Source organism: Streptomyces sp. NPDC101152, from assembly GCF_044768275.1.
In the GTDB taxonomy this organism is placed as follows: domain Bacteria; phylum Actinomycetota; class Actinomycetes; order Streptomycetales; family Streptomycetaceae; genus Streptomyces.
On sequence record NZ_JBIWPO010000017.1, the window covers coordinates 1 to 24,356 of the forward strand.

Below are 24,356 nucleotides of genomic sequence, written 5' to 3' on the forward strand. Positions count from 1 at the left end.
CTTGCCACGACCCTGGACCTGCTGGACGACCTCGGTCCGCTGCCCGACGACATCACTGTCCACCTGGACGCCGGCTACGACTCGGACAAGACCCGCACCGAACTCACCGCCCGCAACCTGCACGGCCGCATCGCCCACAAGGGCGAGAAGGCGCCCATCCAGGCAAGCCAGCGGTGGCACATCGAGCGCACCCACGCCTGGCAGAACGCCTTCCACCGCCTCGCCCGCTGCTACGAACGCCGGGCCACGGTCATCAACGCCTACTTCGACCTCGCCGACACGATCATCACCGTCCGTAGCCTAATCCGCCGCGCGTGGACCACCCACCGCTGGGACGACCGCCCGAACCACCGCCCATGAGTGCGCCTATCTGCGCGAGCTCTTAAAGGCCGTTCCCGTCGGCGCGACTTACCGCTTCTGCCGCTTCCACGGTCCCGTGATCGCCAGCATGACCCCCGGCTCCTGGATGTTGGCGTACAGGGTCCTGCCGTCGGGCGAGAAGGTGACGCCGGTGAACTCGCTGTATTCGGGCTTGTCTTCGGTGCCGATGTTGAGTTCGTTGCGGGCGATGGGGTAGGTGCGGCCGCTGTCGGTGGCGCCGAACAGGTGCTGCAGGCCCTCGCCGTCCTCGGCGATGACCAGGCCGCCGTACGGGGAGACGGTGATGTTGTCGGGGCCGTCGAAGTGGCCCTCGGCGGAGGGGTCGGGATTGACGCCGATCAGGACCTTGAGAGTGAGGGTGCGGCGTTTCGGGTCGTAGAACCAGACCGCGCCGTCGTGCTGGACGGGGCTCTCGTCGCGGGCGTACGAGGAGACGATGTAGGCGCCGCCGTCGCCCCACCACATGCCCTCCAGCTTGCGGGCGCGGGTGATGCGGCCCTCGGGGAACTGCTTGCGTGTCGAGACCGTCTTCGCGTCCCGGTCGGGGACATCCACCCAGTCGACTCCGTACACCGTGCCGATCTTCGTGGCGCGGGAGAGGTCGTCGACGAACTTGCCGCCGGAGTCGAAGCACTTGAAGGCCTGCAGGACGCCCGCGTCGTCGGCGAGGGTGCGCAGCTTGCCGCGGCCGTGGCGGAAGCCGGCCGGCGGGGTCCAGCGGTAGAGCAGGCCGTTGGGGCCGGAGGCGTCCTCGGTGAGGTAGAGGTGGCCGCGCCGGGGGTCGACGACGACGGCCTCGTGGGCGTAACGGCCCAGCGCCTTGACGGGCCTGGGGTTCCGGTTCGCGCGGCGGTCGGCGGGATCGACCTCGAAGACGTAGCCGTGGTCCTTGGTCATGCCGTTCTGGCCGGCCTTGTCCTCGGTCTCCTCGCAGGTCAGCCAGGTGTCCCAAGGGGTGTTGCCGCCCGCGCAGTTGGTGGAGGTGCCGGCGATGCCGACCCATTCGGCGACGTGGTCGCGGCGCACCTCGACGACCGTGCAGCCGCCGGACGCGGCGGGGTCGTAGACCAGGCCCTCGGTGAGCGGGACCGGGTACTTCCAGCTCGAGCGAGGGCCTTTGAGCTCATGGTTGTTGACCAGCAGGGTCGCGCCGCGGGGGCCGTCGAAGGTGGAGGTGCCGTCGTGGTGGGAGGGGGTGAACTCGCCGGACTCCAGCTTGGTCCGGCCGCCGTAGGTGATGACCCGGTACGAAAAGCCGGCGGGGAGGGCGAGGATGCCGTCCGGGTCGGGGAGCAGCGGTCCGTAGCCGACGCCGCCGTGGCCGTGCGCCGTCTCCTCGTCGCTGTCGGTCTCCGTGGAGGCGAGGGCGCCCGGGGCGGTGGCGAGGGCGCCGACGCTGCCCGCCAGCGCGACTCCGGCGCCGGTGATCGCGGATTTCCTGGCGAAGTCCCTGCGGGTGAGCGACATGGTTTCTCCTGTGACGGTGGGCGTGCCGTGGAGGGTGGCGGACCTCGGGTCTGCGCCACCGTTTCGCCCATGTCTGAACGGGAGTCGAACACCGGACGTCCGGACCGGACACAGTTCCATGAGTCCGCATGCCGCAACCCATGGGAACGGAAAGTCCCTTGGGGTGTTCTTTGGAGATCCGGGTGGGCCGCCGCGTCAGCCTCCGTGCTGCGAGCGCGCCTTGAACGCGGCCTTGCGGGCTTCCTTCGCGATCCGCTTGTCCGGATGCAGCCGTCCCATCGCCTCCAGCACGTCCGCGGTCGACGGGTGATCGACCCGCCAGGCCGCCGTGAAGAAGCCGCTGTGCTGCTGGGCCAGGCCCTCGACGAGCTCGCGAAGCTCCTCGGAGTTCCCCTCGGCGGCGAGTTGCGCGGCCACGGTGTCGACCGTCAGCCAGAAGATCATCGCCTCCGAGGGCGGCGGTACGTCGGACGCGCCGTGCTCAGCCAGCCACACCCGGGCCAGGCCGCCCAGCTCGGGGTCGTCCAGCACCTCGCGCAGGGCCGGCTCGGCCTCCGCGCCGACGAGCGACAGCGCCTGCTGGCAGCGCAGCCGCCGCAGTGGCGCACCGGCGTCCAGACCGCGGGCCGCCGCCAGCAACTCCCGTACGGCGGCGAGGGGTTCACGTCGGGCGAGCCACTGCTCGGTCTCCGCCTGCGCGGCACGTTGCGGGAACGTCGCCGTTCCGTCGAGCAGCGCGTCCGCCCCCTTGTCGGCGAGGTCGCCGACCGCGGGTGCCGTGAACCCGGCCTCCAGCAACCGGGCGCGCAGCCCGTAGAGCCCGAGCGGGGTGAGGCGCACCATGCCGTAGCGGGAGACGTCCGTGTCGTCGACCTGCGCGGCGGGTTCCTCGTCGGTGTCCGCCATCAACGCCTCGTCGACGGGCTGGTACTCGACGAGTCCGACCGGCTCCAGCAGCCGGAACTGGTCGTCGAGCTTCATCATCGCGTCGGAGACCTGCTCCAGGACGTCGTTGGTGGGCTCGCCCATGTCGGAGGGCACGATCATGGACGCGGCGAGCGCGGGCAGCGGGACCGGGGAGTCGGCGGGCCCGTCCTCCGCGACGGACAGCAGGTACAGGTTGGCGAGGACGCCGTCGAGGAACTCGGCCTCCGCCTCCGGGTCCCACTGGAGCTGCGCGAAGTCGAGTTCGCCGCCCTCGTCCAGCGCTTCCTCCAGGCCGTCCAGGTCGGGCACGCTCGCGTCGGCGATCAGGGTCTCCAGCGCCCCCTGCCACACGGCGAGCACGTCGTGCGGGGAACCGCCGGTCAGCAGCGCCAGGTCCGGTCCGGCCGTCACGGTGCCCTCGTCCTCGTCGGCGATCTCGACGAGCCCGGTGTCCAGGGCGACCCGCCAGGCCTCGCTCGCGTCCGCCGCGGCCTCGTCCCCGGTCAGCCCCAGGATCTCGGCGGCGGCCGGCACCTGCTCGTCGACGAGTCCGCCCCCGGCGTCGACCCGGGTGTCCGGGCCGGCCCAGCGGGCCAGCCGCGCGGCCCGGGACAGCAGGGGCGTGGACAGCGCGTCCCGCGCCAGCTCCGCTTCGGGGTGCAGCCGTACCGGCGGCAGGGGGGAGCTGTCTGACATCGGCTGGTTCTCCTAGGGGACCGGACGGCCGCACGACCACCTGGACGACGTACGACTCAGTCGCTCAGCCTAGACGGATTTCACCCCATGCCGCCCGGTTCATCTCCCGGCCAGGGTCCGTACATGGCCGAAACCTTGACAACTGGCCTGAGCAGGCAGGAGATTGACGCGCGTAGAAACGGGGGGTCAGGTGTTCACCTCGGCTCTACGCGCGTCACCAGTCGCTTCTCGCACCACCCTCGTCCCGGCGCTCACGTACGTCCCCGGAGGGATTCCGTTGCCGAGCAAGTCTTCCGCGCGTCTCGCCGCGCTCACCGTCGCCGCAGTGTGCTCCGCCGCGTCCACCGTCGCCCTGACCGCGCCCGCGCACGCGGACTCGGTGCGCATCCATGACATCCAGGGCACGACCCGTATATCGCCGTACGCCGGCCAGAAGGTCACGGACGTGCCCGGCATCGTCACGGCCACGCGCACGTACGGCTCGTCCAGAGGTTTCTGGCTGCAGGATCCGAACCCGGACGACAACCCGGCCACCAGTGAGGGCGTGTTCGTCTTCACCGGCTCCACGCCGAAGGTCGCCGTCGGTGACTCCGTCACGGTCACCGGCACGGTCTCGGAATACGTGCCGGGCGGTGCCGCGAGCGGCAACCAGTCGCTGACCGAGATCACCAAGCCGACCGTCACCACCGTGTCGACGGGCAACGCGGTCCCGGCGCCGGTCGTGATCGACGCGAAGTCGGTGCCCCGCGAGTACGCCCCGGCCGGCGACGCCACGACGAACAACTCGATCAACGGGCTGCCGCTGCAGCCGTCGAAGTACGCCCTGGACTACTACGAGTCCCTGGAGGGCATGAACGTCCAGGTCGCCGAGGCCCGGGTGGTCACCGCGACCGACCCGTACAGCGAGCTGTGGGTGACGGTGAAGCCGCACGAGCACCCGACCCGCCGCGGCGGCACACTGTACGGCTCCTACACCTCGCAGAACACCGGCCGACTGCAGATCCAGTCGCTGGGCCCGACGACCGACTTCCCGAAGGCGAACGTCGGCGACACCCTCACCGGCACCACGACCGGCCCGCTGGACTTCAACCAGTTCGGCGGCTACACGCTGGTCGCCTCCCAGCTGGGCACGCTCAAGAGCGGTGGCCTGCAGCGCGAGACGACGAAGAAGCAGGCTCACGGCGAGCTTGCGGTGGCCACCTACAACGTCCAGAACCTCGACCCGTCCGACGCCACCTTCGCGGCGCACGCCTCCGCGATCGTGAACAACCTCCAGTCCCCCGACATCGTGTCCCTGGAGGAGATCCAGGACAACGACGGCGCGACGGACGACGGCGTCGTCGACGCGAGCACGACCGTGAACAAGCTGATCGACGCGATCGTCGCGGCGGGCGGCCCGAAGTACGACTGGCGCTCGATCAACCCGGTCAACGACCAGGACGGCGGCGAGCCCGGCGGCAACATCCGCCAGGTGTTCCTCTTCAACCCCGAGCGGGTGTCCTTCGTGGACCGCGCGGGCGGCGACTCCACCACCGCCGTCGGCGTCACCAAGATGCACGGCAAGGCGCAGCTGACGGTCTCCCCCGGCCGCATCGACCCGACGAACGACGCCTGGAAGTCCAGCCGCAAGCCACTGGCCGGCGAGTTCGTCTTCCACGGCCACACGGTCTTCGTGATCGCCAACCACCTCAACTCCAAGGGCGGCGACCAGAGTCTGACCGCGCAGTACCAACCGCCGGTGCGCAGCTCGGAGACCCAGCGCCACGCGCAGGCGACCCTCGTCAACGCGTTCGTCAAGAGCATCCTCGAGGTCCAGAAGAACGCCGACGTCGTCGCGCTCGGCGACATGAACGACTTCGAGTTCTCCGGCACGGCGAAGATCCTCGAGGGTGACGGCGAGCTGTGGTCGGCGATCAAGTCGCTGCCGAAGAGCGAGCGTTACACCTACGACTACCAGGGCAACCAGCAGGTCCTGGACCAGATCCTGATCAGCCCGTCGATCCGGCGCGGCTGTGACTTCGCCTACGACAGCGTGCACATCAACTCGGAGTTCAACGACCAGATCAGCGACCACGACCCGCAGGTGCTGCGGTTCCGTCCGTAGGGCACCCGCGGTGTCGCGGTGAGTGCTGGGCGGGGTCGAAGTGGTCAGGCGTAGACCCCGTCCAGCCAGGTCTGCCAGGCGGTCTCGGTCGCCTTGGCGTCGGCGTCCGGGGCGAAGTCGTGGACGCTGATGCCGACGGGAGCGCCCCAGTGGTTGCGGCCGAAGAAGCGGATCAGGGCGCTCTCGGTGCGCAGCCCGAGGAAGTAGGGGTTGCGGAAGTCCACTACGGCGTCGAGGACTTGCCCCTCGGGGCCGCGCGCCCGCACCCGCGCGCCCTGCTCCGTGTCGTCGGCCAGCCCGAGCGCGCGTCCGACGGCGGCGAAGGCGTCGGCGGCCTTGGCTGCCTCGGGCCCTTCGAGCTGGGCGAAGGTGACCGGGCGGGGCGCGAAGTGGGTGAGGTACTCGCGCAGGGTGTGCAGGTAGAAGTCGGTGTGCTTGTCGGCGCCGTCGTACTGGTTGTCCCAGTCGTCGGTGAAGATGCCGCTGTGCACGTAGCGCACCCAGGCGCGGCGGCCCTCCTCGCGGGCCTCGATGGTGTAGTCGAGCTGGTTGAGGCTCTGGACGGAGAAGCCGACGTCCTCGCTGCGGATGGTGAGGCGGTGCGGCGGGTCGTAGGCGGTGACGGTGGAGCCGAAGGCGGCCTTGCCGCCGACGCGGGGCTCGGGCGGGTCCATGGGCCACAGGTAGGCGCCGCTGGCGTTGGTGACGGCCTCGAACACCTCCTCCGGCGTGGCGTCGACCTCGAACTCGCGGGCGATCTCGAATTCCTTGGACATGGCGGACTCCTGACTATTCCGACTCGGTCTGCTTGAGGGCGGGATGGACGGCCACGACGATCCGGTGGTCACGGCCGTCCGCGGCCTCCGGGGCGTCGTACTTGCGGATCAGGGCGCTGACCCCGGCCGTCAACTCCTGGATGAACGCGGCCCGTTCGGCGGCGGAGGCGAAGCGGACCTCGCCGTCCAGCGCGTAGGTGGCCAGTCGTTGGCGGGCCTTTGCCGCGCCGGTGATCAGTGAGCCGACGTCCCGTACCAGCCGGGCGCCGAGGGCGAGCAGCCAGCGCGCGGAGAGCTGGTCCCGGAAGCGGTCCGGGTCCGGCTGCACGGAGGCGAGCGCGAGGGGCGAGATGACGTACGACGCCGCGGTCGCCCGCATCAGGCGCTCGGTGACGTTGCCCTTGCGGCGCTCCCCGGCGAGCTCGACCAGGCCGTGCCGCTCCAGCGCCTTGAGGTGGTAGTTCACCTTCTGCCGGGGCAGCCCGACCTTCCCGGCCAGCATCGCCGCCGAGGCCGGCCCGGCGGCGAGCTCGGCCAGCAGACGGGCGCGTATGGGGTCCAGGGAGACGGCGGCGGCCTCGGGGTCCTCGATCACGGTGACGTCCAGCATGCGTCCACCGTCTCACCGAAAACTTTTTTTGTCCAGGGGACTCGAGTTGTCGGCAGAGCGCGAAAAACGCCGGCCGGGCCGCGATGTGCCCGTCCGGCGTTTCTGAGGTGCGTGCTACTTCTTGGGGTACCTCCACCCCACCACCACGACCACCGCGAGTGCCGCGCCGATGATCAGGGTGGGCCGGGGGTGGCGTACGGCCGCCCTGACCACGGGGCCGGCCGGCCAGGGCAGGTCGTGCTCGGCCCGGCGTTCCAGGGTGCGGCCCGTCTCCGACGCCCTGCCCTGGGCGGTGTGGCCCGCCCGGACCACCTGGTGCCCGGTGCTCGTCGCCCGGTCCTGCACCTTGTGCCCGGCCTGGGTGGCGCGTTCCTGCACGGCGTGGCCGGCGTGCGCGGCGCGTTCCTGTACGGCGTGGCCGGCATGTGCGGCGCGTTCCTGCACGGTGTGGCCGGCCAGCGCGGCGGTGCTGCGCAGTTGCACGGTCATCGCGCCGGCCTTGTCCATGAGGTCCGCCGCCCGGGCCCGTGCACGGCCCTTCACGTCCATCCTGCCCGCCAACTCCTCCACTGTGTTCCCGAGTTCGCTGCGGGTCTGCTCGATCTGCCGCCGCAGCTCGTCGGGGCCCTTGACGCCCGTCATCGGTGTGCCCTCTCCTTGATCTCCTCGACATCGGCCCTGACGCTGCCGAGGGTCTCCTCGGGGGTGGGGGGTGCGGCCCGGCGCAGCTGCGCGCGGCCGGTCACGCCGAGGACGGCGGCGATCACGAACAGCACCGCCGTCACGATCAGTGCCGCCGCCCAGACGGACAGCACCAGCGAGAGGGCTGCGACGCCCGTGCCCGCGGCCGCGAGCAGCCCGGCGTACGCGAAGGCTCCCGCCGCGCCGAGCAGTCCGCCGCCGCGTCCGGCGCGGCGACCCTTCTCGGCCAACTCCTCCTTGGCGAGGGCCACTTCCTGTTTCACGAGCCGGGAAAGCTGTTCGGTGGCCCGGCCGACGAGTTCGCCCACCGAGTGGTGCTCGTCGCGCACCGGCCCGGGGTGCGTGGTCCCGGTCACGGTGTCGCCTCCTCTCGTGTTCCTCTCCTGCACAGCGTTCGGAACACCCCGGGTACCCGGACCGGCCCTGGCTACCCCTGAGGCCCGCCGCCCTGCCCGGGCTCACGCAGCCGCGCCAGTTGGGTCTGGAACCAGTCGAGGCGGGCCTGCAACAGGGCTGCCTCGGCGACGAGTTCGGGCACCCCGAGATCGTCGGCGCCGGTGAGAGGGGCCACCTGCCCGGCGTCCCGCGTCCCGGCGATCACCCGCAGCCCCTCGCCGGCCAGCCGCGCGAAGGCGGCGAGCGAGAGCGACGGACGGCCGTGGGCGCAGGCCGCGCAGGTGGACGCGAGGGCACGCCAGCCGGGGCGGCCCCAGCCCGCGTCGGCCAGGGCGCCGGCGACGGTGCCGCAGGCGCAGGGTCCGATCGTGGCGGTGCGCACCCGCTGACGGGCGTAGCGGAAGCCGCGCTCGAAGCGGAGGTAGCGGCCGAGGACGGTCACCTCGAGCAGCACGGCAGCCCGGTGCTCCGCCGTGCACAGCAGCGCCTCGGCCGCCGCGCGGTCGTGCACGCAGTGGAAGCCGCAGCCGCAGCGCCGGTGCGGGGGACGGTGCCGCAGGCCGTAGACGCAGGACGCGTCGGCCAGGACCCCGTACGGCAGCGCGCCGCCGAGCGACACACCGGTGAACCCGCCCCGGGTGCCGTCCTGCGACAGCACCGGGTGGGCGATCTTGTATCCGGTCGGCGGCTCCGTCGGGCGTTCCTCCGGAAGCCGCAGTCTCATCGGGCCGCCGGTACCTCTTCGGGGGCCTTCAGTTCCCTGGTCTCCTCGGGGAGTTCGAGCTCCTCGGGTGCCTGGACCTGCGCCTCGGGCCGCTCTTCCGCCGCGACTCCGGTGGCCAGTGCCTTGCCGAGCTTCATGACGCCTCCATGGGCCGATGCCGATGACCGTCCCGACCATGGTGACCCATGAAGGGGCCGAATGAACATAGGGCCCGGCACCGGGACCCTTTCTACAGTGATGCTTAGCGATACCTCGTAGGAGAATTAAGTGGAGCTTCACTGTCCTTCTGCCGAGACTAGGGCCATGACGACGACCTCCGCACGCCCTGCCCCGCCCTTCGGTCGCGCCCTCTGCGCGATGGTCACGCCCTTCTCCGCCGACGGCGCGCTGGATCTCGACGGAGCCCAGCGGCTCGCCGACCACCTCGTCTCCCGGGGCTGCGACGGGCTGGTGCTGTCCGGTACGACGGGTGAGTCGCCGACCACCTCGGACGCCGAGAAGGCGGCGCTCGTCGAGGCGGTACGGGAGGCGGTGGGCGGCCGGGCGTCGATCGTGGCCGGGGTCGGGACCTTCGACACCCGGCACACCGTGGAACTGGCGCTGGCGGCCGAGAAGGCGGGCGCGGACGGGGTACTGGTGGTCAGCCCCTACTACAGCAGGCCTCCGCAGGACGCGCTGGAGGAGCACTTCCGCACGGTCGCGGACGCCTCGGGGCTGCCGGTCGTGCTGTACGACATCCCGGGCCGCACCGGCACCCGGATCGAACCCGGGACGATGCTGCGACTCGCCGAGCACCCCCGGATCGTGGCCGTCAAGGACTGTTCCCACGACTTCCTCGCCGCCCAAAAGGTGCTCGGGCAGGGGGAGTTGGCGTACTACGCGGGCTGCGACGAGCACAACCTCGCCTTGTACGCGGTGGGTGGCGCGGGCTATGTCAGCACGGTCGCGAACGTCGTGCCGTCCCAACTGCGCGCCGTCATCGACGCGTTCGACGCGGGCGACACGGCGGGAGCGGCCCGGCTGCAGCAACGGGCCACGCCGCTCATCGAGTCGATGATGGCGGCGGGTCTGCCCGGCACGGTCACCGGGAAGGCGCTGCTGAACGAACTCGGCCTGCCCGCGGGCCCGGTCCGCCCACCGCTGCGGCCCGCCGGCCGCGCCGCGCTCGACGGGCTGCTCGCGGCCTACGAGGACCTCACGGCGGCCTGACGACCACCGCCGTAGCGTTTCGCCAAAGGGCGGCGGACGTGACGAAGCGCCCTCCCCCGGGACGGAGAGGGCGCTCACCAACGGCCCGCTCAGTTGTGGCTGTGCAGGATCTCGTTCAGACCGCCCCAGACGGCGTTGTTCGGGCGGGCCTCCACGGCGCCGGTGACCGAGTTGCGGCGGAAGAGGATGTTGGAGGCGCCCGAGAGCTCGCGGGCCTTGACGATCTGCCCGTCCGGCATGGTCACGCGCGTGCCCGCGGTGACGTACAGCCCGGCCTCGACGACGCACTCGTCGCCGAGCGCGATGCCGACGCCGGCCTCGGCGCCGATGAGGCAGCGCTCGCCGATGGAGATGATGACGTTGCCGCCGCCGGACAGCGTGCCCATGGTGGAGGCGCCGCCACCGATGTCGGACCCGTCGCCGACGATGACACCGGCCGAGATACGGCCCTCGACCATCGAGGTGCCGAGCGTGCCGGCGTTGAAGTTGACGAAGCCCTCGTGCATGACGGTGGTGCCCTCGGCGAGGTGGGCCCCGAGGCGGACCCGGTCGGCGTCGGCGATGCGCACGCCCTTGGGCGCGACGTAGTCGGTCATGCGGGGGAACTTGTCGATAGAGGTCACCTGGAGGTGCAGCCCCTCGGCGCGGGCGTTGAGCCGCACCTTCTCCACGTCGTCGACGGCGACGGGACCGAGCGAGGTCCAGGCGACGTTGGCGAGGAAGCCGAAGATCCCGTCGAGGCTCTGGCCGTGCGGCTTGACGAGCCGGTGCGACAGCAGGTGCAGCCGCAGATAGGTGTCGTGGGCGTCGATCGGCTTCTCGTCCAGCGAGGAGATGACCGTGCGCACGGCGACCACATCGACACCCCGTCGGGCGTCCGGCCCGATCGCCTTCGCGGCACCCGCCCCGAGCAGTTCCACGGCACGCTCGGCGGACAGCCGCTCGGTGCCGGACGGACCCGGCTCGTCGGCCAGCTCGGGCGCGGGGAACCAGGTGTCGAGAACGGTGCCGTCGGCGGCGACGGTGGCGAGGCCGGCGGCCACGGCACCGGTGGAACGGGAAGCAGTCGTGTCGGTCATGAGGGCAACCTAACCGGCCGGGGGCCGCCCAGGCCAACCCGCGGGGAGGGTGTCTCAGGGTGCGGGCCGACAGGGACCGCCACCGGCGGTTTCCGCGGCTCCAGGAGGTCCGGGCCACGGCAGGGATCACCCGCCGGAGATCACCCGCCGCAGCATCTCCCGCGCGTACCCCTCGTCGTAGGCCACCCCCGTCAGCAGCACCTGCAGACAGATCCCGTCCATCAGCGCGACCAGCGCCCGCGCCGTCACCGCGTCGGTGCGCGGAGCGATCCGGTCGGCGAGGTCCTCGGCCCACTCGGCGGCCACCGGTCGCAGCACGGGACGGCGCAGGGCGGCGAGGTAGAGCTCGTACTCCAGCTCGACCCCGGTCCGGTCGCCCGCAAGCCACTCGCCCATCCAGCCCGCGAGTTCGGCGGCCAGGTCGGCCGAGGGGTCCTGAAGGCCGCCGCGCGAGGCGATCACCTTGGCGAAGCCCTCGCTCGCCTGCCGCAGCGCCGCGACCGTCAGCTCGTCGAGGGTCCTGAAGTGGTACGTCGTCGAGCCGAGCGGCACATCGGCCGCGGCCGCGACGGCGCGGTGGGTGAGCCCGGCGAGCCCTTTCTCGCCCACCACCCGGATCGCCGCGTCGATGATGCGCTGCCGCCGGTCGGGGTCGTAGCGCCGGGCCATCAGTGCGCGCCCCCGAGGTTGAGCACCACCACGCCGATGATGATCAGGGCCATTCCGGCGGCCTTGGTCACCGTCATGCCCTCGCCGAAGCAGATCAGCCCGATGGTGGCGATCGCCGCGGTGCCTATGCCGGACCAGATGGCGTAGGCCGTGCCGACCGAGACGGTCTTCAGTGTCTGCGCGAGCAGGACGAAGGAGACGATGTAGCCGACAACGGTCAGCACGGTCGGCACCAGCCTGCTGAAGCCCTCGCTGTACTTCATGGCGGTGGTGGCGCCCACCTCGGCGGCGATGGCCGCGCCGAGAAAGAGATATCCCATGTGGACGAGCGTACACAACGATGCGTACAGGTGTACACATCGCGGCTCGTGCCGATCTCTGGACAAGATTCCTGAGGGAGGTTCAAGATTCACGGAAACCGCTCGCTGAAACGCCCCCAGCACCCCCTCTGCTCCACTAGTGTTTCACCGCTCACTTACGTCACCCTCACATCCCCGGCCGCCGCCTCGGGCGCCGCTGGAGGAACAGCGCATGCCAGAAACCACCCCCCAGCCCCCGCCGAACGAGCCCTGGGAGAACGGCTGGACCCCCGACACCTCCCGGGCTCCCGGCACCCGAAGACTCTGGCTGGCCGGCGGGCTGGCCGTGGCCACGATCATCACGTGCGTGACCTGGATAGCCGTGATGGACAACGGTTCTGGCGGCTCGTCACGTGCCGCCAAGGACACGTCGCCGACCGGCGCCGCCACCGTGCCCGGCCTGATCTCCTTCGCCACGCCCCCGACGAACAGCCCCTCGTCACCGTCCACCGGGAAGTCCGGGCTGTCCCCGGCGGACACCGGTGCCTCCCCCAGCCCGCAGGAGAACGGCTCGCCGTCCGCCGCGGGCGGGCCGCAGCCCGCCAAGTCGCCGACCTCGCACTCGGGTTCGCCGGGCAGGCCGAAGCCCTCGGTCACCTACGTGTCCGTCAACGCGGTGAACTACCCCGACCGCTACTGGCACGTGAGCGGCGACTACGTGAAACTCGACCCGCTCGGCGGCTCGGAATCCCGGCAGGACTCCACCTTCCGGCTGATCAAGGGCCTGGCCGACGGCTCCTGTTACTCCTTCGCCACGCACGACGGCAAGTACCTGCGCCACCGGAACTTCCTGCTGCGTGACGAACCCGACGACGGTTCATCACTGTTCCAGCAGGACGCCACCTTCTGCGCCCGCCCGTCCGGCATCCCCGGCGCGGTCATGTTCGAGTCGGTGAACTACCCCGGCCGCTTCCTGCGCCACCAGAACTTCCAGCTGGAACTGGACCCTTACCAGTACGACGGCCAGTACCAGCAGGACTCGGCGTTCCGCCTGGTGGGCGGCGTGGCCTGAACGACGGCCTGAACGACGAGAAGCGGCGACGCCCCGAGGGGACGTCGCCGCTTTCTTCAGCAGGCCTTCTGCAGCAAGCGGATGTCAGACGTTGAAGCCCAGCGCCCGCAGTTGCTCGCGCCCGTCGTCCGTGATCTTGTCCGGGCCCCACGGCGGCATCCAGACCCAGTTGATGCGAAGCTCACTGACGAGGCCGTCCGTGGCGGACTTGGCCTGGTCCTCGATGACGTCCGTCAGCGGGCAGGCCGCGGAGGTCAGGGTCATGTCGACGGTCGCGATGTTGGACTCGTCGATGTGGATGCCGTAGATCAGGCCGAGGTTGACGACGTCGATGCCCAACTCGGGGTCCACGACGTCGTACAGGGCCTCCCGGAGTTCCTCCTCCGAGGCCGGCTTCATCTCAACGGTCTCGCTCATGCCGTCTTCCTTTCGGCGTCGGCGCCACCCAGTGCCTGGGCCGTCGCGTCCTTCCACGCCATCCAGCTCAGGAGGGCGCACTTGACCCGGGCCGGGTACTTGGAGACACCGGCGAACGCGACCGCGTCCTCCAGCACCTCCTCCATCGCGTCGTCGGGCTCGATCCGGCCCTTGGACTGCATCAGCTCCAGGAAGGTCTCCTGGATCCGCTGCGCGTCGGCCAGGTCCCTGCCGACCAGGAGGTCGTTCAGCACGGAGGCCGAGGCCTGGCTGATCGAGCAGCCCTGGCCCTCGTAACTGACGTCCTCGATCTTCGTGCCGTCGTACTTCACACGGAGGGTGATCTCGTCGCCGCACGTCGGGTTCACGTGGTGCACCTCGGCGTCGCCATCCCTCAGACCACGCCCGTGGGGGTGCTTGTAGTGGTCCAGGATGACTTCCTGGTACATCGAGTCCAGCTTCACGACAGCCTCTCAGCCGAAGAAGTTCCGTACGTGCTCCAGCCCGTCGACCAGAGCGTCTATCTCGGCCGGCGTGGAGTACAGATAGAACGACGCTCGCGTGGTCGCAGGAATTCCGTAGCGGAGGCAGACGGGCCGCGCGCAGTGGTGGCCGACGCGGACCGCGATGCCCTGCTCGTCGAGGACCTGGCCCACGTCGTGCGGGTGGATGTCGCCGAGGATGAAGGAGATCGCCGCGCCCCGGTCCTCGGCCGTGGTGGGGCCGATGATCCTGAGGTCGGGAACCTCCGACAGGCGCTTGACCGCGTACTCCGTCAGCGCGTGCTCATGGGCGAGGATCTTGTCCATGCCGATCGCGTTCAGGTAGTCGATCGCCGCGCCGAGACCGACCGCCTGGGCGATCGGCGGGGTGCCCGCCTCGAACTTGTGCGGGGCGGGAGCGTAGGTCGAGGAGTGCATCGACACCGTCTCGATCATCTCGCCGCCGCCGAGGAACGGAGGCAGGTCCTCCAGCAGCTCCTGGCGGCCCCAGAGGACGCCGATGCCGGTCGGGCCGCACATCTTGTGGCCGGTGAAGGCCACGAAGTCGGCCTGCAGCGCCTGCACGTCCAGCGGCATGTGCGGGGCGGCCTGGGAGGCGTCGATGCAGACGAGGGCGCCGACTTCCTGGGCGCGCCGGATGATCGTCTCGACCGGGTTGACCGTGCCCAGGATGTTCGACACCAGCACGAAGGAGACGATCTTCGTCTTCTCGGTGATGATCTCGTCGATGTTGGACAGGTCGAGCCGGCCGTCGTCCGTGAGACCGAACCACTTCAGCTTCGCGCCCGTGCGCTGCGACAGCAGCTGCCAGGGCACGATGTTGGAGTGGTGCTCCATCTCCGTGATGACGATCTCGGTCTCGGAGTCCACCCGGTAGGGCTCGTCGGCCCAGCCGAGCATGTTCGCCACGAGGTTGAGCGACTCGGAGGCGTTCTTGGTGAAGATCACCTCGTCGCGGCTGGGCGCGTTGATGAAGGAGGCGACCTTGTCGCGCGCTCCCTCGTACAGCGCCGTGGCCTCCTCGGCGAGCACATGCACACCGCGGTGGACGTTGGCGTTGTAGCGCTCGTAGTACTCGGCGAGGGCGTCCAGCACCTGGCGCGGCTTCTGCGAGGTCGCCGCGTTGTCCAGGTACACGAGCTTCCGGCCGTCGTGGACCTGGCGGTCCAGGATGGGGAAGTCCTTGCGGAGCGCCTCGTCGAGTAGTTGAGATGTTCCCGTGAGGAGGCCCGGCAACTGCGTCACGCGGATACGCCACCCTTCGTGTAAGCCTCGTAGCCCTCGTTCTCCAGCTTGTCGGCGAGCTCGGCGCCGCCGGACTCGACGATGCGGCCGCCCGAGAAGACGTGCACGAAGTCGGGCTTGATGTAGCGCAGGATGCGCGTGTAGTGCGTGATCAGCAGGGTGCCGACCTCGCCGGTCTCGCGGACGCGGTTGACGCCCTCGGAGACGATGCGAAGGGCGTCGACGTCGAGGCCGGAGTCGGTCTCGTCGAGGATCGCGATCTTCGGCTTGAGCAGTTCGAGCTGGAGGATCTCGTGGCGCTTCTTCTCGCCGCCGGAGAAGCCCTCGTTCACGTTGCGCTCGGCGAAGGACGGGTCCATGTTGAGGCGCTCCATGGCCTCCTTGACCTCCTTCACCCACAGGCGCAGCTTGGGGGCCTCGCCGCGGATGGCGGTGGCGGAGGTGCGCAGGAAGTTCGACACGGACACGCCGGGGACCTCGACCGGGTACTGCATCGCCAGGAACAGGCCCGCGCGGGCGCGCTCGTCGACGGACATCTCCAGGACGTCCTCGCCGTCGAGGGTGACGGTGCCGCCGGTGATCGTGTACTTGGGGTGGCCCGCGAGGGAGTAGGCGAGGGTCGACTTGCCGGAGCCGTTGGGGCCCATGATGGCGTGCGTCTCGCCCTGCTTCACGGTCAGGTCGACGCCCTTGAGGATCTCCTTCGTGGCGTTGTCGGCCTCGACGGTGACGCGCAGGTCTCGGATTTCAAGCGTTGCCATGGATTGCCTCAGGACTCCTGGTTGAGGGAGACGAGCACGTCGTCCCCTTCGATCTTTACGGGGTATACGGGGACGGGGCGCGTCGCGGGGAGGCCGGACGGCTTGCCGGTGCGCAGGTCGAAGCTGGAGCCGTGCAGCCAGCACTCGATCTGGCAGTCCTCCACCTCGCCCTCGGACAGCGAGACGTTCGCGTGCGAGCAGACGTCGTGGATCGCGAAGACCTCGCCCGCGGTGTGCACGACGGACACCGGCGTGCCGTCGAGTTCCACCCGCTTCGGGGTGTCCTCCTCCAGCTCGCTCAGCGCACAGGCGCGTACGAAGGCCATCAGACGGTGGCCTCCAGCTCGGCCTCGATCTTCTCGAGCAGCCGCGCCTCGATGTCCTCGACGCCGATCTGCTGGACCAGCTCGGCGAAGAAGCCGCGGACCACCAGGCGGCGGGCCTCGTCGGCCGGGATGCCGCGGGCCATCAGGTAGAAGAGCTGCTCGTCGTCGAAGCGGCCGGTCGCGGAGGCGTGTCCGGCGCCCACGATCTCGCCGGTCTCGATCTCCAGGTTCGGCACGGAGTCGACGCGGGCGCCGTCGGTCAGCACCAGGTTGCGGTTCATCTCGTAGGTGTCGGTGCCCTCGGCCTCGGCCTCGATGAGCACGTCGCCGATCCACACGGCGTGCGCGTCGTCGCCCTGGAGCGCGCCCTTGTAGACGACGTTGGACTTGCAGTGCGGGACGTTGTGGTCGACCAGGAGGCGGTGCTCCTGGTGCTGGCCGGCGTCGGTGAAGTACAGCCCGAACAGCTCGGCCTCGCCGCCGGTGCCGGCGTACCGCACGCGCGGGTGCAGCCGTACGAGGTCTCCGCCGAAGGTGACGACCACGGACTTGAAGGACGCGTCCCGGCCGATCAGCGCGTTGTGCTGGGCCACGTGCACGGCCTTGTCGTCCCAGTCCTGGACGGAGACGACGGTCAGCTTGGCACCGTCGCCCAGGATGTAGTCGACGTTGGCGGCGAGCACCGCGTCACCGGTGTGGTCGATGACGACGACGGCCTCGGCGAAGGCGCCCAGCTCGATCACCTGGTGGCCGAAGCGGACGCCGCCCTCGCCGTGCACGGCGATCCGGATGGGCTCGGTGAGCACCGTCTCCTTGGGGACGGTGACCACGCCGGCCTTCTCGAACGCGGAGTACGCCTGCGCGGCCACGCGGTCCACCGGGGTGCCGGCCTTGCCGATCCGGGCGTCGTCACGGCCGACGGTCTCGACGGTGACGCCCTCGGGCGCGTCCACCTCGACCTTGACGCCCTCGCCGGTCGCGACGGCGCTGCCGTCGTGCAGGCCGCGCAGGCGCTCCAGCGGGGTGAACCGCCACTCCTCCTCGCGGCCGTGCGGGACGGGGAAGTCCTGCACGTCGAAGGAGGGGGGCGCGCTCATGCGCGTGGCGACGGTCGACTCGGCGGCCACCGCGATCGAGCCGGCGGTGGTGGACCCCACCGGTGGGGGTCCCCCCGCCCGAACGGAGTTGAGGGCGGGGGAGTTCTGAGCCTCAGCCATGGCTGTCGGTCTGCTCGCTTTCTTACGTGAGTGGCGTGATGGGGACGGCGGTTGGTCTCAGCCGACCGCGCCTTCCATCTGGAGCTCGATCAGCCGGTTGAGCTCGAGGGCGTACTCCATGGGCAGTTCCTTCGCGATCGGCTCGACGAAGCCGCGCACGATCATCGCCATCGCCTCGAACTCGGAGAGACCGCGGCTCATCAGGTAGAAGAGCTGGTCCTCGGAGACCTTGGAGACGGTCGCCTCGTGGCCCATGGACACGTCGTCCTCGCGGACGTCCACGTAGGGGTACGTGTCGGAGCGGGAGATGGTGTCGACGAGCAGCGCGTCGCACAGCACGTTCGACTTGGAGCCGTGGGCGCCCTCGCCGATCTCGACCAGACCGCGGTAGGAGGTACGGCCACCGCCGCGCGCCACCGACTTGGAGACGATGTTGGAGGAGGTGTTCGGCGCCATGTGGACCATCTTGGAGCCGGCGTCCTGGTGCTGGCCCTCGCCGGCGAAGGCGATGGACAGGGTCTCGCCCTTGGCGTGCTCGCCCATCAGGTAGACCGCCGGGTACTTCATCGTCACCTTGGAGCCGATGTTGCCGTCGATCCACTCCATGGTCGCGCCCTCGTAGGCGACGGCGCGCTTGGTGACCAGGTTGTAGACGTTGTTCGACCAGTTCTGGATGGTCGTGTAGCGGCAGCGGGCGTTCTTCTTGACGATGATCTCGACGACCGCCGAGTGCAGCGAGTCCGACTTGTAGATCGGCGCCGTACAGCCCTCGACGTAGTGCACGTAGGCACCCTCGTCGACGATGATCAGGGTCCGCTCGAACTGGCCCATGTTCTCCGTGTTGATCCGGAAGTAGGCCTGGAGCGGGATCTCCACGTGGACGCCCGGCGGGACGTAGATGAAGGAGCCGCCCGACCACACGGCGGTGTTCAGCGAGGCGAACTTGTTGTCGCCGACCGGGATGACGGTGCCGAAGTACTCCTTGAAGAGCTCCGGGTGCTCCTTCAGCGCGGTGTCGGTGTCCAGGAAGATGACGCCCTGCTCCTCCAGGTCCTCGCGGATCTGGTGGTAGACGACCTCGGACTCGTACTGGGCGGCGACACCGGCGACGAGGCGCTGCTTCTCCGCCTCGGGGATGCCGAGCTTGTCGTACGTGTTCTTGATGTCCTCGGGCAGGTCCTCCCAGGACTCCGCCTGCTTCTCCGTGGAGCGCACGAAGTACTTGATGTTGTCGAAGTCGATGCCCGACAGGTCCGAGCCCCAGTTCGGCATGGGCTTCTTGTCGAACAGGCGCAGGCCCTTGAGGCGGAGCTTGGTCATCCACTCCGGCTCGTTCTTCTTCGCGGAGATGTCCCGGACGACCTCCTCGCTCAGACCTCGCTTCGCCGAAGCACCGGCTTCGTCGGAGTCCGCCCAGCCGTATTCGTACTTACCCAGGCCCTCGAGCTCAGGGTGGGCAGTCTCCTCGATGGGGAGAGTCATGCGGGGTTCCTCCCGGCCGTGCTTGCAGGTGCGTTGTGGGTGGTGTGGGAAATCTTGGGGATGAACGTCGTGCAGACGCCGTCACCGTGCGCGATGGTCGCCAGTCTCTGGACATGGGTTCCCAGCAACTGGGAGAAGATCTCGGTCTCCGCCTCGCAGAGCTGGGGGAACTTTTCCGCGACATGGGCGACGGGGCAGTGGTGCTGGCACAGCTGCTCGCCGACCGGTGCGCTGCGCGCCGTAGCAGCGTACCCGTCCGCGCTCAGCGCCCTGGCCAGGGCTTCGGTGCGCTCCTCGGGGGCGGCTGCCTCGATCGCCCGGCGGTAGGCGGCGGCCTGCTCGGCGATCCGCGCGCGGGCGAAGGCGACGACCGCCTCGTCCCCGCCGAACCTCTCCTGGATCCAGCGCAGGGCGTCGGCGGCGAGCTTGTCGTAGGACTGGTCGAAGGCGTCGCGGCCGCAGTCGGTGAGCGCGAAGACCTTCGCGGGGCGCCCACGCGTGCGCGTGCCGTACACCCGCTGCTCACGGGCCTCGACGACGTCGTCCGCGACGAGCGCGTCCAGATGCCGTCGGACGGCGGCCGGGGTCAGGCCCAGGCGGCCGGCCAGTTCGGTGACGGTCGACGGGCCGTGGTCCAGGATGGACCGCGCGACCCGGTTGCGCGTGGAGCGCTCACCGGTCGCGAGTTCCTCCGGAGCCTCGCCGACGTATTTCACAACACCATTGTTGCGTAATTCCTCAGCGCCGGGCAACCCACGCCAGGGGCGCCCGACGGTGCCCTGCGTCACTTAGGTTCACCTAAGCCGACCAGCGAAAACGATCTTTGATCGATCAAAACCGGTGGCACGGGCGATCCCCGTCGACCAGACTCCCCCACCATGCCGACACCTCTTTCGACCGGCCCCCTCGTCACCCGCGCCACCGTCACGGAGCAGCTGCGCGACCTGGGCGTCCAGCCCGGCGAGACCCTCCTCGTGCACTCGTCCCTCAGCCGCCTCGGCTGGGTCTGCGGAGGCGCGGTGGCGGTCGTCCAAGGGCTGCTGGACGCGGTGGGCCCGGACGGCACGATCGTCGTCCCGACCCAGAGCGGCGACCTCTCGGACCCGGCGCTGTGGGCGAACCCGCCCGTGCCGGAGGAGTGGTGGGAGCGGATCCGGGCGACGATGCCGGCGTACGACCCCCTGATCACGCCGTCGCGCGGGGTGGGCGTGATCCCGGAGACGGTACGCACCTGGCCGGGCGCCCTGCGCAGCGCGCACCCCCAGACCTCGTTCGCGGCGATCGGCCCGCGGGCGGCGGAGATCGTCGACGGCCACGCACCGGACTGCCGGCTCGGTGAGCACAGCCCGCTCGCTCGGCTGGAGGAGCTGCACGCGCGCGTGCTGCTGCTGGGCGTCGGCTACGACACCTGCACGAGCTTCCATCTCGCCGAGTACCGGATACCGTCCCCGCTCGTACGGGTCGGCCGCCCGGGAGCGGACGGGTGGGAGACGGTCACCGAGGTGTCGATCACCTCGGACCGCTTCGACGATCTGGGGCACGACTTCGAGCGGGACCGGCCCGTCGTGCGGGGCCGGGTGGGGGCCGCCGACGTACGGCTGTTCCCGGTGGCGGACGCGGTGGCGTACGCCGAGCGGTGGCTGGCGCTGCACCGGTCCCGCGAGGACGAGGTGGCCGCCGGTGGAGATCCCGTACCCGCCCGTCGGCGCCCTGGACGGCGAACCTAGACTCGGGCCCATGCGAAGTGAGCCCGTGGTCCAGGTTCAGGCCCTGGTGAAGCGGTACGGCACGAAAACCGCCGTCGACGGCCTCGACCTGGTGGCCAGAGCGGGCGTGACCGCCGTACTCGGCCCGAACGGCGCGGGCAAGACGACCACCGTGGAGACCTGCGAGGGGTACCGCCGGGCGGACTCCGGCACCGTCCGCGTCCTCGGCCTCGACCCGGTGCGGCAGGCCCGTGAACTGCACCCCCGCATCGGCGTGATGCTCCAGTCCGGCGGCGTCTACTCCGGTGCGCGGGCGGACGAGATGCTGCGGCACATGGCGAAGCTGCACGCGAACCCGCTGGACGTGGACGCGCTGATCGAGCGTCTGGGCCTCGGCAGTTGCGGCCGTACGACCTACCGCCGTCTCTCCGGCGGGCAGCAGCAGCGCCTCGCCCTCGCGATGGCCGTGGTCGGCCGCCCGGAACTGGTCTTCCTCGACGAGCCGACCGCCGGCCTCGACCCGCAGGCCCGCCACGCGACCTGGGACCTGGTCCGCGACCTGCGCGCCGACGGCGTCTCGGTGATCCTCACCACGCACTACATGGAGGAGGCCGAGCAGCTCGCCGACGACGTCGCGATCATCGACGCCGGCCGGGTCATCGCCCACGGCTCCCCCGAGGACCTGTGCCGCGGCGGCGCCGAGAACACCCTGCGCTTCACGGGCCGCCCCGGGCTGGACGTCGGCTCGCTGCTCAAGGCCCTCCCCGCTGACTGCTCGGCGGCCGAGCTGACGCCGGGCTCCTACCGGGTCGTCGGCAAGGTGGACCCGCAACTGCTCGCGACGGTGGCGTCCTGGTGCGCGCAGCACGGTGTGATGCCGGACAGGATCTCGGTGGAACGGCACACCCTCGAGGACGTTTTCCTCGAGCTCACCGGCAAGGAGCTGCGTTCATGATTCCGGCCCGCACAAGGACCTGCCGGGGGTCCGGGGGTTGGCCCCCGGGAAAGCACAGCCTGGAGCTCACCGGCAAGGAGCTGCGCCCGTGACGACGGCCACCGGTACGTACGCGCCGAAGCCCGGCGCGGCCCCCCTGCCCCGCATGATCGCGGCGCAGGCGGCGTTGGAGACCAGGATGCTGCTGCGCAACGGCGAGCAGCTGTTGCTGACGATCGTTATCCCGACCCTGCTGCTCCTGCTGTTCAGCTCCGTGGACATCGTCGACACCGGCGCCGGCAAGTCCGTCGACTTCCTCACCCCCGGCATCCTGGCGCTGGCGGTGATGTCGACGGCGTTCACGGGACAGGCGATCGCCACGGGCTTCGAACGCCGTTACGGCGTCCTCAAGCGCCTCGCCTCCTCCCCCCTCCCCCGCTGGGGCCTGATGACGGCCAAGACGGCATCGGTCCTGGTCACCGAGGTCCTGCAGGTCGTGCTGCTGACGGTGATCGCCTTCGCGCTCGGCTGGTCCCCGCACGGCAACCCCGTCGCCGTCCTGCTCCTGCTGGTCCTCGGCACGGCGGCCTTCTCGGGCCTTGGGCTGCTGATGGCGGGCACCCTGAAGGCGGAGGCGACGCTGGCCGCGGCCAACCTGGTCTTCCTGCTGCTGCTCGTCGGCGGCGGCGTCATCGTGCCGCTGACCAAGTTCCCGCAGGGTGCCCAGGACGTGCTGGGCCTGCTGCCGATCTCCGCGCTGTCGGACGGCCTGCGGGGCGTGCTGCAGCACGGGGCAGGCATGCCCTGGGGCGACCTGGGGATCCTGGGCGTGTGGGCGGTCCTGGGACTGGCCGTCGCCGGGAAGTTCTTCCGCTGGGAGTAGGGGCGGCATGGACCCTCGTGAAAGCGTGCACAAGCGGCGGCCTACCATGGAGCGCGTGCCGAACCTGACCCGCGCCGACGCCCTCGCGGCCGCGCGCAACCCGCTCGCCTTCATCGCCGCACGCTGGACCCCGACGCCTCGGACGGTCCAGCGGGCGGCCCTGTCCGCGCTCGTCATGTCCGTGATCATCGTGGTCACCGGTGGCGCGGTGCGGCTGACCGGGTCCGGGCTCGGCTGCCCGACCTGGCCCACCTGCACGGCCGACTCGCTCACCACGACGCAGGCCATGGGCGTGCACGGCGTGATCGAGTTCAGCAACCGCATGCTGACATACGTACTGTGCGCGGCGGTCGGCTGGGCGATCATCGCGGCGCGCTCGGAGAAGCCGTACCGGCGCTCCCTGACGCGGCTCGGCTGGGCGCAGTTCTGGATCGTGATGAGCAACGCGATCCTCGGCGGCATCGTGGTCCTGGTCGGGCTCAACCCGTACACCGTCGCGGCGCACTTCCTGCTGTCCTGCGGTCTGATCGCGGTCGCCGCCGTCATGTGGCAGCGCACCCGCGAGGGCGACGGGGAGCCGCGGCACCTGGTCGGCAGGCCGGTGCAGCAGCTGGTGTGGTTCCTGGTCGTCGCGTCCGTCCTGCTGATCGCGGTGGGCACGGTGGTGACCGGCGCGGGTCCGCACGCGGGTGACTCGAAGGAGGTCGACCGGATCCCGATCGACTGGGAGACGGTCGCCAAGCTGCACGCGGTGCTCGCCTGGATCGTGGTGACGCTGACCTTCGCCCTGTGGTTCATCCTCAAGGCGGTCGACGCCCCCAAGGGCCCGCTGGCCCGCACCCGCGAGCTGTTCCTGGTCCTGCTCGCCCAGGGCGTCATCGGCTACGTCCAGTACTTCACGCACCTGCCCGAGGTCCTGGTCGGCCTGCACATGCTCGGCTCCGCGGTGATCTGGATCTGGGTCCTGCGGGTGCTGCTGGCCCTGCGCGAGCGGCCCGCGGCGGAGGCGGAGCTGCCGGGTCAGGCGTACGAGGCCACGAGCGCGTCGATCGCCGGACCCAGGTAGCGCCTCGTCAGCTCGGCCCGGCGGGCCGTCCAGCCCTCGCCGGGCGGCGGCGGCTGTCCGTAGCGCCGTCGCCTGATGTCCTCGACGACCTCGACGGGCGCGCCGAGTCCGGGCAGCAGGTCCAGCGCCTCCCGCTTGGAGATGAGCCGTCCCTCGCGCAGGGTCACGCTCGCCCGGGCGAAGGTCACCAGGCCCATGTCGACCCAGATGTCCCGCTTCCACAGACGGGCCGTGTCGACGTGGGGACGCCAGTACTCCCGCTGGTCGCGCACGACGAAGTCCCTGAGCTCGCGCTCCGGCACCGGGGGCAGCACCGCGGCCGGCGGCTCACCCCGCAGGACCCGGCCGAAGGTGTGCAGTTCGCGCCGGGTGACCGGTGTGACCGCCCGCCGCATGACGTGCTCGTGCGCCCAGGTCAGGTGCCCGCGTTCCGTGTCTGCCAGCCTGCCCGGCGTCAGATAGCTGCAGTGCAGCCGGTCGGCGAGCGGCTGGGCGCGCAGGCGGCGGTGCAGGGCGACGACCGTGCGTACCGCGCCGAGCCGCACCGGGCCCGGCAGCACCGCGATCAGATCCAGGTCGCTGCGCCCCTCCTGGTAGTCGCCCCCGGCGAGCGAGCCGTGCGCCCAGACCGCCACGGGGGCGAGCGGGGCGAGGTCGTCGAGGAAGCGGGTCAGCAGGGCGTCGGTCGGCGTCGGCATGGCCCCA

Annotated in this window: 28 protein-coding genes; 8 read left to right on the forward strand and 20 right to left on the reverse strand. The window is 70.5% G+C overall.

The window, feature by feature from the left end; genetic code table 11:
* On the forward strand, positions 1 to 360 hold a 360-nt coding region (locus tag ACIRVK_RS22485; protein ID WP_404249674.1), incomplete at its 5' end, for a transposase.
* Between the two features lie 48 nt (positions 361 to 408).
* Here the strand turns inward: ACIRVK_RS22485 and ACIRVK_RS22490 are convergent.
* Both ACIRVK_RS22490 and ACIRVK_RS22495 read right to left on the reverse strand, forming a co-directional pair.
* Positions 409 to 1,848, reverse strand: coding sequence for an alkaline phosphatase PhoX (locus tag ACIRVK_RS22490; protein ID WP_404249676.1), 1,440 nt, complete (start codon positions 1,846 to 1,848; stop codon positions 409 to 411).
* Between the two features lie 195 nt (positions 1,849 to 2,043).
* Complete coding sequence (locus tag ACIRVK_RS22495; protein WP_404249678.1) at positions 2,044 to 3,471, reverse strand: hypothetical protein; 1,428 nt, start codon at positions 3,469 to 3,471, stop codon at positions 2,044 to 2,046.
* A 277-nt stretch (positions 3,472 to 3,748) separates the two neighbouring features.
* On the opposite strand from ACIRVK_RS22495, the gene ACIRVK_RS22500 reads away from it, so the two are divergent.
* The gene (locus tag ACIRVK_RS22500) at positions 3,749 to 5,575 is read left to right on the forward strand and encodes an endonuclease/exonuclease/phosphatase family protein (protein WP_404249680.1); all 1,827 of its coding nucleotides are present in this window, start codon (positions 3,749 to 3,751) and stop codon (positions 5,573 to 5,575) included.
* 44 nt (positions 5,576 to 5,619) lie between these two features.
* Here ACIRVK_RS22500 and ACIRVK_RS22505 read toward each other — a convergent pair whose 3' ends face one another.
* The 6 genes from ACIRVK_RS22505 to ACIRVK_RS22530 form a co-directional block, all read right to left on the reverse strand.
* Positions 5,620 to 6,351, reverse strand: coding sequence for an SRPBCC domain-containing protein (locus tag ACIRVK_RS22505; protein WP_404249682.1), 732 nt, complete (start codon positions 6,349 to 6,351; stop codon positions 5,620 to 5,622).
* Between the two features lie 13 nt (positions 6,352 to 6,364).
* The gene (locus ACIRVK_RS22510) at positions 6,365 to 6,961 is read right to left on the reverse strand and encodes an ArsR/SmtB family transcription factor (RefSeq protein WP_404249684.1); all 597 of its coding nucleotides are present in this window, start codon (positions 6,959 to 6,961) and stop codon (positions 6,365 to 6,367) included.
* Positions 6,962 to 7,075: 114 nt separating this feature from the next.
* Positions 7,076 to 7,603 carry a DUF3618 domain-containing protein gene (locus ACIRVK_RS22515; protein ID WP_404249686.1) on the reverse strand — a complete coding sequence of 176 codons (528 nt, stop codon included), beginning with the start codon at positions 7,601 to 7,603 and terminating at the stop codon, positions 7,076 to 7,078.
* Complete coding sequence (locus ACIRVK_RS22520) at positions 7,600 to 8,019, reverse strand: phage holin family protein (RefSeq protein WP_404249688.1); 420 nt, start codon at positions 8,017 to 8,019, stop codon at positions 7,600 to 7,602. The genes ACIRVK_RS22515 and ACIRVK_RS22520 overlap by 4 nt, the downstream gene beginning before the upstream one ends.
* Positions 8,020 to 8,090: 71 nt before the next feature.
* Positions 8,091 to 8,783, reverse strand: coding sequence for a hypothetical protein (locus ACIRVK_RS22525; protein ID WP_404249690.1), 693 nt, complete (start codon positions 8,781 to 8,783; stop codon positions 8,091 to 8,093).
* On the reverse strand, positions 8,780 to 8,920 hold the full coding sequence (locus ACIRVK_RS22530) for a hypothetical protein (protein ID WP_404249692.1): 141 nt from the start codon (positions 8,918 to 8,920) through the stop codon (positions 8,780 to 8,782). Before ACIRVK_RS22530 ends, ACIRVK_RS22525 begins: the two co-directional genes overlap by 4 nt.
* A 166-nt stretch (positions 8,921 to 9,086) precedes the next feature.
* Here ACIRVK_RS22530 and dapA point away from each other — a divergent pair, with 166 nt between their 5' ends.
* Positions 9,087 to 9,992: a 4-hydroxy-tetrahydrodipicolinate synthase gene (gene dapA, locus ACIRVK_RS22535; RefSeq protein ID WP_404249694.1), complete on the forward strand. Its 906-nt coding sequence runs from the start codon at positions 9,087 to 9,089 to the stop codon at positions 9,990 to 9,992.
* Positions 9,993 to 10,081: 89 nt separating this feature from the next.
* On the opposite strand, the gene dapD is transcribed toward dapA, so the two are convergent.
* The 3 genes from dapD to ACIRVK_RS22550 form a co-directional block, all read right to left on the reverse strand.
* Entirely contained in the window at positions 10,082 to 11,071 is a 990-nt protein-coding gene (gene dapD / locus ACIRVK_RS22540; protein ID WP_404249696.1) for a 2,3,4,5-tetrahydropyridine-2,6-dicarboxylate N-succinyltransferase, read from the reverse strand.
* A gap of 126 nt (positions 11,072 to 11,197) precedes the next feature.
* The gene (locus ACIRVK_RS22545; protein WP_404249698.1) at positions 11,198 to 11,740 is read right to left on the reverse strand and encodes a TetR/AcrR family transcriptional regulator; all 543 of its coding nucleotides are present in this window, start codon (positions 11,738 to 11,740) and stop codon (positions 11,198 to 11,200) included.
* Positions 11,740 to 12,060, reverse strand: coding sequence for a DMT family transporter (locus ACIRVK_RS22550; RefSeq protein WP_404249700.1), 321 nt, complete (start codon positions 12,058 to 12,060; stop codon positions 11,740 to 11,742). Before ACIRVK_RS22550 ends, ACIRVK_RS22545 begins: the two co-directional genes overlap by 1 nt.
* A 211-nt stretch (positions 12,061 to 12,271) precedes the next feature.
* Here ACIRVK_RS22550 and ACIRVK_RS22555 point away from each other — a divergent pair, with 211 nt between their 5' ends.
* The gene (locus ACIRVK_RS22555) at positions 12,272 to 13,111 is read left to right on the forward strand and encodes an AbfB domain-containing protein (protein WP_404249702.1); all 840 of its coding nucleotides are present in this window, start codon (positions 12,272 to 12,274) and stop codon (positions 13,109 to 13,111) included.
* Between the two features lie 84 nt (positions 13,112 to 13,195).
* Here the strand turns inward: ACIRVK_RS22555 and ACIRVK_RS22560 are convergent, their stop codons facing one another.
* The 8 genes from ACIRVK_RS22560 to ACIRVK_RS22595 are packed head-to-tail and all read right to left on the reverse strand — an operon-like array spanning position 13,196 to position 19,778.
* Positions 13,196 to 13,528, reverse strand: a complete 333-nt coding sequence (locus ACIRVK_RS22560) for a metal-sulfur cluster assembly factor (protein ID WP_404249704.1) — start codon at positions 13,526 to 13,528, stop codon at positions 13,196 to 13,198.
* Positions 13,525 to 13,992, reverse strand: a complete 468-nt coding sequence (gene sufU, locus ACIRVK_RS22565) for a Fe-S cluster assembly sulfur transfer protein SufU (protein ID WP_404249706.1) — start codon at positions 13,990 to 13,992, stop codon at positions 13,525 to 13,527. Before sufU ends, ACIRVK_RS22560 begins: the two co-directional genes overlap by 4 nt.
* A 9-nt stretch (positions 13,993 to 14,001) precedes the next feature.
* Positions 14,002 to 15,276 (reverse strand): cysteine desulfurase, encoded by a 1,275-nt coding sequence (locus ACIRVK_RS22570; protein ID WP_404249708.1) that lies wholly within the window; start codon positions 15,274 to 15,276, stop codon positions 14,002 to 14,004.
* Positions 15,273 to 16,037: a Fe-S cluster assembly ATPase SufC gene (gene sufC, locus ACIRVK_RS22575; RefSeq protein WP_404249710.1), complete on the reverse strand. Its 765-nt coding sequence runs from the start codon at positions 16,035 to 16,037 to the stop codon at positions 15,273 to 15,275. Before sufC ends, ACIRVK_RS22570 begins: the two co-directional genes overlap by 4 nt.
* Positions 16,038 to 16,045: 8 nt before the next feature.
* Positions 16,046 to 16,363: a bifunctional 3-phenylpropionate/cinnamic acid dioxygenase ferredoxin subunit gene (locus ACIRVK_RS22580; protein WP_133042646.1), complete on the reverse strand. Its 318-nt coding sequence runs from the start codon at positions 16,361 to 16,363 to the stop codon at positions 16,046 to 16,048.
* A complete protein-coding gene (gene sufD / locus ACIRVK_RS22585; RefSeq protein ID WP_404249713.1) occupies positions 16,363 to 17,580 on the reverse strand; it encodes a Fe-S cluster assembly protein SufD in 1,218 nt (405 codons plus the stop codon). The genes ACIRVK_RS22580 and sufD overlap by 1 nt, the downstream gene beginning before the upstream one ends.
* A 57-nt stretch (positions 17,581 to 17,637) precedes the next feature.
* On the reverse strand, positions 17,638 to 19,062 hold the full coding sequence (gene sufB, locus ACIRVK_RS22590; protein ID WP_208782930.1) for a Fe-S cluster assembly protein SufB: 1,425 nt from the start codon (positions 19,060 to 19,062) through the stop codon (positions 17,638 to 17,640).
* Positions 19,059 to 19,778, reverse strand: a complete 720-nt coding sequence (locus tag ACIRVK_RS22595; RefSeq protein WP_404249715.1) for a helix-turn-helix transcriptional regulator — start codon at positions 19,776 to 19,778, stop codon at positions 19,059 to 19,061. Before ACIRVK_RS22595 ends, sufB begins: the two co-directional genes overlap by 4 nt.
* A gap of 162 nt (positions 19,779 to 19,940) precedes the next feature.
* Between ACIRVK_RS22595 and ACIRVK_RS22600 the strand changes: the two genes are divergently transcribed.
* The 4 genes from ACIRVK_RS22600 to ACIRVK_RS22615 all read left to right on the forward strand — a co-directional run bounded on the left by ACIRVK_RS22600 (position 19,941) and on the right by ACIRVK_RS22615 (position 23,651).
* On the forward strand, positions 19,941 to 20,789 hold the full coding sequence (locus tag ACIRVK_RS22600; protein ID WP_404249717.1) for an aminoglycoside N(3)-acetyltransferase: 849 nt from the start codon (positions 19,941 to 19,943) through the stop codon (positions 20,787 to 20,789).
* A 10-nt stretch (positions 20,790 to 20,799) separates the two neighbouring features.
* Positions 20,800 to 21,723, forward strand: coding sequence for an ABC transporter ATP-binding protein (locus ACIRVK_RS22605; RefSeq protein WP_404249719.1), 924 nt, complete (start codon positions 20,800 to 20,802; stop codon positions 21,721 to 21,723).
* Positions 21,724 to 21,868: 145 nt separating this feature from the next.
* Positions 21,869 to 22,585, forward strand: a complete 717-nt coding sequence (locus ACIRVK_RS22610) for an ABC transporter permease (RefSeq protein WP_404249924.1) — start codon at positions 21,869 to 21,871, stop codon at positions 22,583 to 22,585.
* A gap of 46 nt (positions 22,586 to 22,631) precedes the next feature.
* Positions 22,632 to 23,651, forward strand: coding sequence for a heme A synthase (locus ACIRVK_RS22615; RefSeq protein ID WP_404249926.1), 1,020 nt, complete (start codon positions 22,632 to 22,634; stop codon positions 23,649 to 23,651).
* On the opposite strand, the gene ACIRVK_RS22620 is transcribed toward ACIRVK_RS22615, so the two are convergent.
* Positions 23,606 to 24,349, reverse strand: coding sequence for a nucleotidyltransferase domain-containing protein (locus tag ACIRVK_RS22620; RefSeq protein ID WP_404249721.1), 744 nt, complete (start codon positions 24,347 to 24,349; stop codon positions 23,606 to 23,608). The genes ACIRVK_RS22615 and ACIRVK_RS22620 overlap by 46 nt on opposite strands.
* Between the last annotated feature and the right edge of the window lie 7 nt (positions 24,350 to 24,356).

Coding starts and splice junctions, on each gene's coding strand:
- ACIRVK_RS22605 (WP_404249719.1), top strand. CDS start 20,800: ATGCGAAGTGAGCCCGTGGTCCAGGTTCAGGCCCTGGTGAAGCGGTAC.
- ACIRVK_RS22545 (WP_404249698.1), bottom strand. CDS start 11,740: ATGGCCCGGCGCTACGACCCCGACCGGCGGCAGCGCATCATCGACGCG.
- ACIRVK_RS22555 (WP_404249702.1), top strand. CDS start 12,272: ATGCCAGAAACCACCCCCCAGCCCCCGCCGAACGAGCCCTGGGAGAAC.
- sufB (WP_208782930.1), bottom strand. CDS start 19,062: ATGACTCTCCCCATCGAGGAGACTGCCCACCCTGAGCTCGAGGGCCTG.
- ACIRVK_RS22495 (WP_404249678.1), bottom strand. CDS start 3,471: ATGTCAGACAGCTCCCCCCTGCCGCCGGTACGGCTGCACCCCGAAGCG.
- ACIRVK_RS22580 (WP_133042646.1), bottom strand. CDS start 16,363: ATGGCCTTCGTACGCGCCTGTGCGCTGAGCGAGCTGGAGGAGGACACC.
- ACIRVK_RS22510 (WP_404249684.1), bottom strand. CDS start 6,961: ATGCTGGACGTCACCGTGATCGAGGACCCCGAGGCCGCCGCCGTCTCC.
- dapD (WP_404249696.1), bottom strand. CDS start 11,071: ATGACCGACACGACTGCTTCCCGTTCCACCGGTGCCGTGGCCGCCGGC.
- ACIRVK_RS22515 (WP_404249686.1), bottom strand. CDS start 7,603: ATGACGGGCGTCAAGGGCCCCGACGAGCTGCGGCGGCAGATCGAGCAG.
- ACIRVK_RS22610 (WP_404249924.1), top strand. CDS start 21,869: ATGATCGCGGCGCAGGCGGCGTTGGAGACCAGGATGCTGCTGCGCAAC.
- ACIRVK_RS22530 (WP_404249692.1), bottom strand. CDS start 8,920: ATGAAGCTCGGCAAGGCACTGGCCACCGGAGTCGCGGCGGAAGAGCGG.
- dapA (WP_404249694.1), top strand. CDS start 9,087: ATGACGACGACCTCCGCACGCCCTGCCCCGCCCTTCGGTCGCGCCCTC.
- ACIRVK_RS22505 (WP_404249682.1), bottom strand. CDS start 6,351: ATGTCCAAGGAATTCGAGATCGCCCGCGAGTTCGAGGTCGACGCCACG.
- ACIRVK_RS22620 (WP_404249721.1), bottom strand. CDS start 24,349: ATGCCGACGCCGACCGACGCCCTGCTGACCCGCTTCCTCGACGACCTC.
- ACIRVK_RS22560 (WP_404249704.1), bottom strand. CDS start 13,528: ATGAGCGAGACCGTTGAGATGAAGCCGGCCTCGGAGGAGGAACTCCGG.
- ACIRVK_RS22525 (WP_404249690.1), bottom strand. CDS start 8,783: ATGAGACTGCGGCTTCCGGAGGAACGCCCGACGGAGCCGCCGACCGGA.
- ACIRVK_RS22550 (WP_404249700.1), bottom strand. CDS start 12,060: ATGGGATATCTCTTTCTCGGCGCGGCCATCGCCGCCGAGGTGGGCGCC.
- sufD (WP_404249713.1), bottom strand. CDS start 17,580: ATGGCTGAGGCTCAGAACTCCCCCGCCCTCAACTCCGTTCGGGCGGGG.
- sufC (WP_404249710.1), bottom strand. CDS start 16,037: ATGGCAACGCTTGAAATCCGAGACCTGCGCGTCACCGTCGAGGCCGAC.
- ACIRVK_RS22615 (WP_404249926.1), top strand. CDS start 22,632: ATGGAGCGCGTGCCGAACCTGACCCGCGCCGACGCCCTCGCGGCCGCG.
- ACIRVK_RS22490 (WP_404249676.1), bottom strand. CDS start 1,848: ATGTCGCTCACCCGCAGGGACTTCGCCAGGAAATCCGCGATCACCGGC.
- ACIRVK_RS22600 (WP_404249717.1), top strand. CDS start 19,941: ATGCCGACACCTCTTTCGACCGGCCCCCTCGTCACCCGCGCCACCGTC.